The following is a 12,701-nucleotide window of genomic DNA, read 5'->3' as shown; positions in this document are numbered from 1 at the left end:
GGGCGACGCCAGCGTGCAGGACGCGATTTCCCGCGCCACCGGGATCAGCCGCACCGGCTCGCCCGGCGATGGCGGCACCTCGCTGTCGGCGCGTGGCTTTACCGGCCAGGGCTCGGTGATGCAGCTGTACGACGGCAACCGCATGTACATGGGCATGGGCACTTCGACCTTTCCGGTGGACACCTGGTCGGTGGAACGCGTGGACGTTTTGCGCGGCCCGGCCTCGGTGCTGTACGGCGAAGGCGCGACCGGTGCGGTGATCAATACCGTGTCGAAAAAACCCTTTACCGGCGAGATCGAAAACCACGTCCGCCTGGGTTATGGCTCCTACGACCGCCAACAGCAAGCGCTGGACAGCGGCGGCTCGCTGACCGACACCCTGAGCTACCGTCTCAACCTCAACCGTCTGCGCAGCAACGGTTTCATCGACCGTGGCGACTCTGGCAGCGACTTCATCAGTGCCGCCCTGCGCTGGCAGCCTGCGGACAACCTGAGCTTCAGCCTGGCCAGCGACTACGGCGACCAGCGCCCGCAAAACTACTTCGGCACGCCGCTGATCAACGGGCAGCTGCACAAGGGCCTGCGCGACAAAAACTACAACGTCAGCAACGACACCCAGCACTACAACGACCAGTGGACGCGCCTGACCAGCGAGTGGCAGATCAATGACAACATAAGCGCCAGCAACGCGCTGTACTACCTGAAAAACCAGCGGCGCTGGCAAAACGCCGAGAACTACAACTTCACCAATAACCAACTGACCCGCAGCGGTTATTTCAGCATCAAACAGAACCAGGAACAGGTCGGCGATCGCCAGACGTTCACCTTCAAGCACACCCTGTTCGGCCTCGACAGCCAGACCGTCACCGGTGTCGAGTACAACCGCATTCGCTTCCGCCTGGCCAACAACTCGCCGTTTAACGACCTGTTGTCCGGTGGTCTGCCTATCGATGTGAATCACCCGCAACCGGGTCCCTTCGAAAGCCAGGATGCGTTCAAGCCGCTGTTCGCCACCACCACCAAAACCGTCGCCGGCTTCGCGGAAAACCGTTTGCAGCTCACCGATAAACTGGCGCTGGTCACCGGCATCCGCCGCGACTATGCGCATGTCGACCGCGACGATTTGCGCGACGGCAGCCAGAGCGACAAGACCCTCACCGGCAATAACTGGAAGGCCGGCCTGGTCTACGCGATCAGCCCGGACACCTCGGTTTACGGCCAGTACGCCACCAGCACCGACGGCGTCGGCGGCCTGATCTCCCTGAGCCCGAGCCAGCAGCAGTTCGACCTGTCCACGGCCAGGCAGAGCGAGATCGGCATCAAGCAAGCCTTCTGGAACCAGCGCGGTGAATGGACGTTGGCCGCCTACCATATCGTCAAGAAAAAACTGCTGACCGACGTGCCGGGCAACCCGGACTTCAAGCAGCAAGTCGGCCAGCAATCCTCCAACGGCCTGGAAGCCAGCCTTGATCTGCAACTGCCGAACGCCTGGCAACTGCAAGCCAACGCGGCCATCGTGCGTGCGCAGTACGACGACTTCAAACAGGACGTCGGCGGCGTGCAGGTTTCGCGTGACGGCAACCGCCCGGTGGACGTACCGCGCCGTACCGCCAACCTGTGGTTGAGCAAGGCCGTGACCGACGATATCCGCGCCGGTGCCGGCGTGCGTTACGTCGACGCGCGCTATGCCGACATGGCCAACCAGAACGAGCTGCCGAGCTACACCGTGGTGGACGCGACGCTGTCGTGGCAGGCCATGCGCAACACCACCCTGGGCCTGCAACTGAACAACCTGTTCGACCGCACCTACGCCGTCAGCCAGTACAACGACGGCCAACAGTGGATTCTCGGTGAGCCACGCGCATTCTTCGTCACGGCGGACTACACCTTCTGATGACCTCGCTCACCCTGACCGACCTGACCTGGACACCGTCCGATCACGGCCATTGCCATCACCGGTTCCAACTGCGTGACGCCAGCCTGCAGGTGGGTGCGGGTGAGTTCGTGGGCCTGATCGGGCCTAATGGCAGCGGCAAGACCAGCCTGTTGCGCTGTGCCTATCGGTCTACCAGGCCGGCACAGGGTGACGTGTTGCTGGCCCAGCAGAACCTGTGGAAGCAGAGCGCCAAATGGTGCGCGCAACGCATCGCCGTGGTGTTACAGGAATTCCCCGACGCCTTCGGCCTGCGCGTGGATGAAGTGGTCGCCATGGGCCGCACGCCGCACAAGGGCCTGTTCGACAGCGACACCGCGCAGGACCGGCAGTGCGTGCAACAGGCGCTGGCGTCGGTCGGCATGCAGGGCTTTGACGAGCACGCCTTCGCCACCCTGTCGGGCGGAGAAAAGCAGCGCGTGATTCTCGCCCGCGCCCTGGCCCAGCAACCGCAACTGCTGATCCTCGACGAGCCGACCAACCACCTCGACCCGCGCTACCAGCTGGAACTGCTGCGGCTGGTCAAGCGCCTGAACATCGGCACGCTGGCCAGCATCCACGACCTGAACCTGGCCGCAGCCTTCTGTGATCGCCTGTACGTGATCAACCACGGGTGCATCGTCGCCAGCGGCACGCCCCATGAAGTACTGACCTGCGAGCTGCTGCGCGAAGTGTTCGGCGTCGAAGCGTTGATCGACGAACATCCCCTGTCCGGCGTCCCCCGAATCACTTGGATAACCCAACCATGAACCTGCGCGCCTTCTCTGTTGTTGCCCTGCTGCTCGCGACGTCGCACGCTTTCGCCGAAGCCACCCACTACCCGGTCACCGTCAAAAGCTGCAACCGCGACGTGACCTTTCAGCAAGCGCCGAAACACGCGGTGAGCCACGACATCAACATGACTCAGATGATGCTCGCCCTCGGCCTCAAGCCGCGCATGGCCGGCTACAGCGGCGTGACCGGCTGGAAGTCGGTCACGCCCGAGATGGCCAAGACCCTCGATGGCCTGCCGGAGCTGGCGCGCAAGTACCCGTCGGTGGAAACCCTGCTCGATGCCAACGTGGATTTTTTCTTTGCCGGCTGGGACTACGGCATGCGCGTGGGCGGCGACCTCACACCACAGACCCTGCAGCCGTTGGGCATCAACGTCTATGAGCTGAGCGAATCCTGCGCCTTCGTGATGAAGCGCCCCGCCGCCTCCCTGGACGACACCTATAACGACCTGCGCAACCTGGGCAAAATCTTCGATGTGCAGGACCGCGCCACTGCGCTGATCGCCCAGATGCAGGCGCACGTCGCCGACATACGCACAGACCTGCCGGCCGACAAACCACGCGTGTTCCTCTACGACAGCGGCGAAGACCGCGCCATGACTTCCGGCCGACTCGGCATGCCCCAGGCGCTGATCGACGCGGCAGGCGGGCGCAATATCCTCGATGACGTGGACGCCAGCTGGACGCGCATCAACTGGGAGACCGTGGTCGAGCGCAACCCGCAGGTCATCGTGATCGTCGACTACAGCGAAATCACCGCCGATCAAAAAGAGCAGTTCTTGCTCAACAACCCGGCGCTGCAATCGGTGGACGCGATCAAGAACCAGCGGTTTATCGTGATCCCGTATGTGCAGGCCACGCCGGGCATCGATAACGTGCTGGCGGTGGAAACCCTGGCGAAGGGGTTCCACGGCGAATGATCACGCGCCGCTACGCCCTGCTGCTAAGTGCCCTGGGCGCACTGCTGCTGGTCTCCTGCGTGGTGTCGCTGGGGTTCGGTTCGGCGCGGGTGCCGCTGGACGTGGTGTGGCGGATTCTGCTGCACAAAACCTTCGGCATGGGCGAGGTGAGTTGGAACACCGGCCAGGAACATATTGTGTGGTTGATCCGCGTGCCGCGCATGGTGCTGGGCGCGCTGGTGGGTGCCGGGCTGGCGTTGATCGGCGCGGTATTGCAGGCCGTCACGCGCAACCCGCTGGCTGACCCGCACCTGCTTGGCGTCACCTCCGGCGCAACCTTGGGCGCAGTGATCGTGGTGCTGCATGTGGGCGAAATCATCGGCCTGCTGACCCTGCCCATCGCCGCCTTTATCGGCGCGCTGCTGAGCATGCTGGTGGTGCTGGCGGTGGCCAGTCGCAACGGTCGGTTGGAGAGTGATCGCCTGTTGCTGTGCGGCGTGGCGGTGTCGTTCGTGATGATGGCAGCGGCGAACTTGCTGTTGTTCATGGGCGACCATCGCGCTGCGTCGGCGGTGATGTTCTGGATGCTCGGCGGCCTCGGCCTGGCGCGCTGGGAACTGCTGGCGATTCCCGCCGCCACGGTGTTGCTCGGGCTGGTGTTGCTGCTCGCTATGGCGCGGCCATTGAACGCACTGATGGCCGGCGAACAGACCGCCGTGACCCTCGGCCTGAACGCCCGCACGGTGCGGCTCAAGGTATTTTTGGTCGCCTCGTTGATGACCGGCGTGCTGGTGTCGATCAGCGGCTCCATCGGCTTTGTCGGGCTGATGGTGCCGCATATCGCGCGGCGTCTTGTCGGCGCCGAACACCGGCGGCTGTTGCCGGTGTGCGGGCTGTTGGGTAGCGTGTTCCTGGTCTGGGTCGACGTCGCCGCACGCACCCTGATTGCGCCTGAGGACCTGCCGATCGGGGTGGCCACGGCCGCCATCGGCGGGCTGTTTTTTATCGGCTTGATGCGCAAGCGTTAAGTGCGCGGGCTAGCCTCCTTGAGCGCATGCAACAGGCGCTGCGCAACCTGGCTGCGTGGCTGCCAGAAGCGGTCGGTTTCGAGGATGGTCAGAGTGCCCGAGGTCGCCAACCGGCGGATCACCTCGCTTGGTTTGAGCTTCATTTCGCCAGTGGCCGCGTCCACCCAGTCATCGCGCAGTAACTGGCTTTCATCTACGTGATAACTGGGTTCATAGGCTATCAGGCCGCCCTGGACCGGCGTGAAGTAATAGCGCGCCCCGGCGACCCGGTCCTCGCGCAGCATCTCGATAAAACCGCGAATTTCCGGCTGGGCGATAAAGTTGTGGGCCAGGGCCTCTTCGTACCGGTCCGACAGGCGCTGGCGCTGCGTGTCGAGTTTGTACAGTTGCTGCACGCCCATAATCCTGTAGCCGGCCGGGTAGCGGGTCGAGGTGCTGGTATAGGCCAGGTTCACCACGCCTTCGAACAGCGTCTTGAAAGCCGGTGTTTGCGAACGTAGCCCCACCGCCACCGACGGCCCGACATCCGCCACCGGCTGCACGGCGATAAACGTATCGCTGTCGCCATTGCCCAGGAGTGCCCCCAGGCGTGCCTGCGGTTGCAGGCGCGCGAAACGCTGCCACACCAGCCGCGCTGCGTCGTCCGGGTGGGCACACAGCGGCCCGAGGGCCAGGCGTGTGTCGAACCCCACCAGGGTCGTGGCACGGCGCTTGAGCCGCGGCACCAATGCGTCCCAGAACGGGCTGCTGTCGAGCACGCGCACCTCGCCGGATTCGAGCAGCTTCATCGCATAACCGTCGAGGCTGCCCAGGCTATTGAGGCGTTTGAGATAGGCCGCTTGCCGGCTCTGGGATGACCAGTCCGGGTCCAATTGCATCGCCCGATAACGCCACAGCGAACCGTCGGGGCACGACAGGTACAACGGCAGGAACCGCCCATTTCCCGCCGTCAGCACCTGCAGGAAACTCAGTGCCTGGAGCACTACGGCAGGCGCCGGCAGTTGGGCATAACCCTCGCCCTGGGGCAGCTGCGCTGCGGCCTGCTGTGGCAACCGCAGGTACAGGCCCTGCAGGGTGTAGCCGGTGGGCAATTGGCCGCGCGCAAAGGCGCGGTCGAGGCTGAATTTAAGGTCATCGCCCTTGACCGGCGCGCACGCGACAAAGTGCCCATTGTCGGACGACTTGAGAATCAGGCCGTAGCTCAGTTGCGCACGCGCAAGGGTGGATTGGTGGCCATGGCGCGCAGCATCGTCGGCATGCTTGAACACCGGGCCCAACGCCCGGTCCGCCACCGCGTGCGCCACCGCCTCAGGTGGGATGTAAGCCAGGCCCGGCAACCAGCCCGGCTGCACGCGCTGGGCAGTCCCCCACAACGGGCCGCCCTCCAGCACTTGCAAGGTGCCCACCCGTGCCAGTTGATTGACCAGTTCGGTCGGCGTTTTGCGGCCTGCGCGCAGTTGCTGTTCGAGGGTATTGCTGTAGGGATCCTGGGGCGCCAGACGGTTGGGTGCGAGGGAAACTTCCAGTGCGCTGAGCAACCGCGTCGCTTCGTTGCGCTCGGCGCTGCCCATCAGGCTGCGCTGGGCGTCCTGGGTACTGAAGCCGATCAATGAACCGTCGGCTGTCAGCAGGTATTCATGGGTCCACAGGTGGCCCGATTTCAGGGCGGTGTCCAAGGTCTTGGTGGAAAACAGATTCTGATAGGTCGCGTTGTCCTGGGCGGCCAACCAGAACGGCAGCACCTGCGCAGCCCGCGAGCGATAGCGCGCGACCATCTTCCAGCCCGGCGTCAGCAGCGCCTGGCTGACGTCCAGGCCGGGCAGGATCACGTTCGGGTCAAAGTCTTCACTCAACACCGGGATGGCCAGGGTCGCGACAAACGTACCGTTGCGTTGCAGCACCAGGCCGCCATAGACCTGATCGCGCTGCGTGCCCAATTGCTGATGGGCGTAGCGCACAGCATCCGCCTGGTTGCTGAACAACGGGCTCAACGAGCGGCGCAGGAAGCCGGCAAAGGCGTTCCAGGGCGCCTGGCTGACGTCGAGCTTGCCCGTCACCGTCCAACATTCATTGGCGACCAGCACACTCAGCCAACTCAATTTCGCCACCTCGTTGACGAACCCCGCGGCCGTCATCTGGCCGCTGCTGATCAAGGTCTGCACATCTTCAAAAACGCCCGAGGCCTGGCGCGTCGGGTTGAACAGCGAGGATGACAGCGGTGTCTGCACCCGCAGCAGGGCCCGATCAAGGGTCGAGACAAACACCGGCAACCCCACCAGCGTGCCCGTGTCGCGCTGGCGCTTGGCCTGGACCGTGGCAATCGCCAAATCCTCTGCCGAGATAAAATGCTCTGCCAGCCATTGGTCGGAGGTGGTCAGCCCCTGGGGCATCCAGTGGCGCGCGTAGAACAAGGCATGCAATTGATAGCCGGCCGGGTAAATGAACGCGCCTTCATCATCCACCCCAAACACGTCACTCAAGGCGAACAGCCCAGCCTTGTCCCAGGACGGCACCCGCTCGGAACTGACAAAAGTGGCCTGATCGCGGTGTTTGAGAATAAAGCCGAAACAGGTTTGCGTCGGCGCTCCACGCTCCAGTCGCCCATGCAATGCCAGGGCGGCATCGGCGGCGCTGGCGCAGACCGGGCCGTAGGAGACCTGCTCCGGGCGTTCGCGACGCGGTATTGGCAGGCGTGGCCGCCAGTGTTCGGTGATCATCCCCGGAGCGCCCCACAGCGGGTTGCCCAACACTACGCGCAAGCTACCGGCCGCCGCCACCTGCCTGACCCACTCCGGCGCCAACAGCGTACCGTTGGCCAGGTTGCGTGACGTCGGGCTGCCTTGAGCCGATGGGGTGACGGCCTTGAATAAACTCGTCAGATCCGCGGCGCCAGCCAGATCAAAGGCCAGTAAGCAGTCCTCGGCGCCGGACAGGTAGGCCACGGCCACCTGCGACTGGTTCTGGATCAGCGCGTAGATATCCCCGGCGCTGAACATCTGCGCTTCCAGGTAGGCATCGTCGCGGGACCAGCCCTCGCGCAGCAAACGCTCGGGGGCCAGCAGCGACACCCCACGGCTGGAAGCGTACACGGCTTTCAACACAAGCCCGGACGGCAGCAACGAGCGGCCCTTGACGTCACGCGGGTACACCACCCCCAGCGCAAAGCGCCCGGCATCGCTGGCGTACATCGGCTCGGTCGCCACACAGTGACCGTCCGGGCGTTGCAGGATATAGCCGCAGTATTCACGCTCGCGCTGGTCGCCGATTTGCCCATGGGCGTAACGTGCCGCGTCCTCCATGTGCAGAAACGGCGGGCTCAATGGCGGTCGCGCCGCCAATGCATAAGCGCGCCAGTCCTGATCTACCAGGCCGGGCACATCCCATAGCGTGCCGGTCTGCTGCACTGAAAGTGCTCCGGCGTCGGCGACTTTCAGGATCAGCTCACGGGGGGTCAGCGTGCCGGCGCGCAATTCGCCCGCCACGCCATTATCCGTCACGCTGCCATCGGGCAGCACAGCGTAGAGTTGAGCTTCCTCGGCTGACCCGGAGGTGTCATAGGCGAGTTGCGCGCCATCCGCCGTGCTGAGGTAAAGCGCCAGATGGCTTTGCCCGTCCGCATGCAGCGCAGCGATGGCCTGGGCCAGATCGGCGCTGGCGACAAAGGTTTCGTACAGCCAGGGCTCGCTGGCGATACCGCTGGCATCCGGCTCGCTGCGGCAGAACCAACCGCGCAAGGCAAAACCTGGCGGCAGGCTGGCATTGCCGAAAACATTCGACAGCGCGAAGAGCGCCTGGTCGGCAGATACCGGGGCGCTGGGCTCGCTGACCACGTACTGTTGTAAATTCGTGTGCTTGAGGATGCAACCGACTCGCCGGCCACCCGACGTTGACCGCATACGGTCATTGGCATAACGGGCGGCGGTTGCCAGGTCAGTGAAGACCCAGCTCAGTGGCGTATCAATGGAGGCCGTTGCCGTGAAAGGCGCGTCGGGTTCCCAGGTGGCCGGGACCCGGCCCTGGACGTTGTACCAACCTTCATCCGCCAGCAGCACCGTTACCTCGCCGAGTTTTACCAGTTCTTTGATCAACCCTTCACGCGTGCCGTCGAAACCTTGTACACGGGCCACGGTTTTACCGTCCTGAATGGCTTTTGACAGGTACTCGCCGAATTGACGCTCGGCCTGGGAGCCGCTGAGAGCGTATTTGATCAACGTGCCGTTCGTTCCGCTGACGTAAAGCACTTTGATCTGATTGGAATAAAACAGGGCCGAGTCGATTGCATGAGTCGCCGGTGTACTGAGCAAAAACTTCAGCTGTCGTGGGTTTTTTTCAGGGTATAGGGCACGCACATCGGCCATGTCGTAGACGGGTCGATTGAACTCGCCAACCATTTGGTAACCTTCAAGCTCGACACGCGTCAGAACGTTGTCGGGGGGCGATGTCCCACCCCATAGCAACGGCCAGTTATCGGGGTCTGACAGCATCGAGGCGACAAACAGCCCATCGTTGCGTTTAAAGAGATAGGCCTGGAGAAAAGAACGGTGGGGGGAGCCCACCTTGTAATGCAGGTAGCGTGCAACGTCGTCGGTCTTGACGAAGGCCGGGCTCAGGCGGTCATGGATCTTCGCAAAGGCCTGCCATTGCGGGCCGACCACTCCGACCTTATCCCACACCCGCCCGGCCTCCATGACCGTCAAGGTGCCCACGTCGGCCACTTGCCGAACAAACGCCGAAGGGCTCAGGCTGCCGTCCTTCAAGCGTTTGTCTATGTCTGCACCCTCAGTGCCGAATAGCCGGGTTTGCGCTTCGGACCCCGTGCAGCGGTACATCAGCAGAGCACCATCGTTGGCGCGCAAGTAAAGCGCCAGCTCCGGCTCATCGGCACCGACCAGGGCTACCGCCGCCGCCAGGGCAGCGCCGGTAAAGAAGTTTTCGCTGAGCCACTGTTCCTTGGGCACCGTGGGGAAGTGCTGGCTGGCCAGCGAGCAATAAATCGCGTGCAGATAAAAGCCGCTCGGTAACTTTGGCCGGCCCTCGGGCAACGCAATACCCGCCGGGTGGCTGACAAAGATACGCTTGAGGTCCTCATCCGGCAGCATCGCCACATACTCGCCCGCATCATCCTTGAGCAGGTAGCCAAAATGGCTGTCCTGGGTCGGTGCGTCGAGGGGCGGCAGGGCTGAGCGCAGTGCATCCTGCCAGCGCGGGAAAACCTGGGTAGCGGGGAGCGACTGACGGGCTTGGGCCTGCGCTGCCACCGCTTGGTTGAGGGTCCATGGCTCGACGATCTGCCCGGCTTTGCCGCCCAATTCCTTGTTGGCGACCACAACGCGCAGTACACCCGCGCGTGCTGTGCGATTGATCAGATACAGGAAGTTTTCAAAGTCGGTCGGTTCGCGGGTTGATGTGATCTGGCGGAAGAAATTCTGCTCGTCCTCGGAACCGCTGCTTTCATATTTGATCAGCGAGTCGTGCGGCCCCGACAAATAATAAATCGGGCAGAAATCGCGTTGCCCGATCACGAACGCCAGCCCTTTCATTGAGAAAAAACTCATTTCGAGCCGCCGTTGCGCAGGGCTCCACTGTGACAGGTCGCGGGCTCGCTCCGGGGACGGTGCGGCCCTTGAGGTGAAGAACGCATACACGCTGTAACCCTCAGGGTGCATCAGGTTTTCGTCAGCGTCCTCGCTCAGCAGGGTGGCGAAGGTGAAACCGTCTGCAGTACCCGCCACGGGCAGCGTGGGCAGATACCTGCCGTCGGCCCGCTTGAGAATCACCGCGCCATAGACACGGTTACGCAGGATGCTGATCTGCATGTGGACCCAGAAGGCCGCGTCGTTGCCGGTAATAAATTCCGGCCCCAACGGCGCCATCACACTGGGCCTGTCGCTTTGAATCTCTGTAGTGTCCATATCGATTGCCGTTTGATTGAAAGTAAAACCCAGGCGTCGCCTCGAATTTCGGCGGCGTGCCAGGCACGCCTCACTTTCAAGCGTCTGGCCTTCGAAAGGCGTTAGATAGATAGGACGCCAGCACCGTTACGGTGCGCTGGCGTGCACTCGCGTGCAACCTCGGCTCCGCACTGGTGCGCGCGACTCGTCACACGCCAAAGCGGGGCGCCCAAGCACCACGTTTGAGCTCTCCGGCACAGCCTTTGCAATCGCTCCTGCATCACATCATTGAGTCATGGAGATTGCACAATGAAGCGTCGCAGCTTGATCAAGGCTTTCACACTGTCGGCATCCATTGCCGCCATGGGTTTGACCTGGACCGTCCAGGCCGCCGAGACCATCAAGGTCGGCATCCTGCACTCGCTGTCCGGCACCATGGCCATCTCCGAAACGTCCCTTAAAGACATGGCGTTGATGACCATCGACGAGATCAACGCCAAGGGCGGCGTGAACGGCAAGATGCTCGAACCGGTGGTGGTCGACCCCGCGTCGAACTGGCCGCTGTTCGCTGAAAAAGGCCGCCAGCTGCTGACCCAGGACAAGGTCGCGGTGGTGTTCGGCTGCTGGACCTCGGTGTCGCGCAAATCGGTATTGCCGGTGTTCGAAGAACTCAATGGCCTGCTGTTCTACCCGGTGCAATACGAAGGTGAAGAGATGTCGCCGAACGTGTTCTACACCGGTGCGGCGCCGAACCAGCAGGCGATTCCGGCGGTGGAATACCTGATGAGCGAAGAAGGCGGCAGCGCCAAGCGCTTCTTCCTGCTGGGCACCGACTACGTGTACCCGCGCACCACCAACAAAATCCTGCGTTCGTTCCTGCATTCCAAAGGCGTGGCCGACAAAGACATCGAAGAGGTCTACACCCCGTTCGGCCATGCCGATTACCAGACCATCGTCGCCAACATCAAGAAGTTCTCCGCCGGCGGCAAGACCGCGGTGATCTCCACCGTGAATGGCGACTCCAACGTGCCGTTCTACAAAGAGCTGGCCAACCAGGGCCTGAAGGCCACCGACGTGCCGGTGGTAGCGTTCTCGGTAGGCGAAGAAGAACTGCGCGGCATCGACACCAAACCGCTGGTGGGCAACCTGGCGGCCTGGAACTACTTCCAGTCGGTGGAAAACCCGGTCAACAAGAAGTTCGTCGCCGACTGGAAAGCCTACGCCAAGAAACACAACCTGCCGGGCGCCGACAAAGCCGTGACCAACGACCCGATGGAAGCCACCTACGTGGGCATCCATATGTGGGCGCAGGCGGCGGAGAAAGCCAAATCCACCGACGTCGACAAAGTGCGTGAAGCGCTGGCCGGGCAGACCTTCGCCGCACCGTCGGGCTTTACCCTGACCATGGACAAGACCAACCACCATCTGCACAAGCCGGTGATGATCGGCGAGATCCAGGCCGATGGGCAGTTCTCGGTGGTGTGGCAGACCAACGAGCCGATTCGTGCACAGCCATGGAGCCCGTACATCCCTGGCAATGACAAAAAGCCGGATTACGCGGTGAAGAGTAACTAAGCCCCACCACAGGTCAAATGTGGGAGGAGGCTTGCCCCCGATTGCGGTGGATCAGTGACAGATGCATTGCCTGAGACACCGCTATCGGGGGCAAGCCCCCTCCCACACGATCAGGACATTTTGTTATGCCCACTGCCCTGCACCGTTTCATCCTCACGGCCTTGTTGCTGCTGCCTTTGGCGGTATATGCAGGCGACGCCGAAGACTTCCTCGCAGCCAACCCGGCGCAACAAGCCAAATTGCTGCAGGACTGGGCCGCCCAGCCCGACCCGGCGCGCATCGAACTGGTGGACGCCCTGGAACAAGGCCAGCTCACGCTCAACGGCGAAACCAAAACCGTACGCCTGAACAACCGCCTGCGCGGCCTGATCGATAATGTACAAGCCAGCCAGCAATTGCTCGCCGCCGACCCCAAGGTGCGCCTGGCCGCTGCGCAAACCCTGCAAAAAACCGCGCAACCTGCGCAACTCAAATTCCTCGACCAGCAGGTCGCCGCCGAGACCAACGAGGACGTGCACACCGCCCTCAGCCTGGCCCTGGCCAACCTGCAACTGGTAGACAGCGACCCGCTGGTGCGCCTGGCCGCCGTGCGCCTGCTCGGC

The 12,701-nt window shown here is 63.0% G+C and carries 6 protein-coding genes and 1 pseudogene; 6 read left to right on the top strand and 1 reads right to left on the bottom strand.

All coding sequences use genetic code 11. From position 1 onward, the window contains the following. The 4 genes from WBR57_RS23870 to WBR57_RS23855 all read left to right on the top strand — a co-directional run. Positions 1 to 1,894: TonB-dependent receptor (locus WBR57_RS23870; RefSeq protein WP_424087230.1), on the top strand; the 1,894-nt coding region annotated here is incomplete at its 5' end. Continuing rightward, the gene (locus WBR57_RS23865) at positions 1,894 to 2,682 is read left to right on the top strand and encodes an ABC transporter ATP-binding protein (protein ID WP_424087228.1); all 789 of its coding nucleotides are present in this window, start codon (positions 1,894 to 1,896) and stop codon (positions 2,680 to 2,682) included. The genes WBR57_RS23870 and WBR57_RS23865, both read left to right, overlap by 1 nt. Beyond that, the gene (locus tag WBR57_RS23860) at positions 2,679 to 3,626 is read left to right on the top strand and encodes an ABC transporter substrate-binding protein (protein ID WP_424087225.1); all 948 of its coding nucleotides are present in this window, start codon (positions 2,679 to 2,681) and stop codon (positions 3,624 to 3,626) included. The genes WBR57_RS23865 and WBR57_RS23860 overlap by 4 nt, the downstream gene beginning before the upstream one ends. After that, entirely contained in the window at positions 3,623 to 4,633 is a 1,011-nt protein-coding gene (locus WBR57_RS23855) for a FecCD family ABC transporter permease (RefSeq protein ID WP_424087223.1), read from the top strand. The genes WBR57_RS23860 and WBR57_RS23855 overlap by 4 nt, the downstream gene beginning before the upstream one ends. Here the strand turns inward: WBR57_RS23855 and WBR57_RS23850 are convergent. After that, entirely contained in the window at positions 4,630 to 10,545 is a 5,916-nt protein-coding gene (locus WBR57_RS23850; protein WP_424087221.1) for a hypothetical protein, read from the bottom strand. The genes WBR57_RS23855 and WBR57_RS23850 overlap by 4 nt on opposite strands. Positions 10,546 to 10,833: 288 nt before the next feature. Here WBR57_RS23850 and urtA point away from each other — a divergent pair, with 288 nt between their 5' ends. Then, positions 10,834 to 12,099, top strand: coding sequence for an urea ABC transporter substrate-binding protein (gene urtA, locus WBR57_RS23845; RefSeq protein WP_101266032.1), 1,266 nt, complete (start codon positions 10,834 to 10,836; stop codon positions 12,097 to 12,099). A 125-nt stretch (positions 12,100 to 12,224) separates the two neighbouring features. Further along, positions 12,225 to 12,701, top strand: a pseudogene (locus WBR57_RS23840) (urea ABC transporter permease subunit UrtB); the annotation flags it as partial.

The sequence above is a fragment of the Pseudomonas sp. genome, from assembly GCF_049590575.1.
Taxonomy (GTDB): domain Bacteria; phylum Pseudomonadota; class Gammaproteobacteria; order Pseudomonadales; family Pseudomonadaceae; genus Aquipseudomonas.
This window is presented reverse-complemented; position numbering and strand designations above follow the sequence as displayed.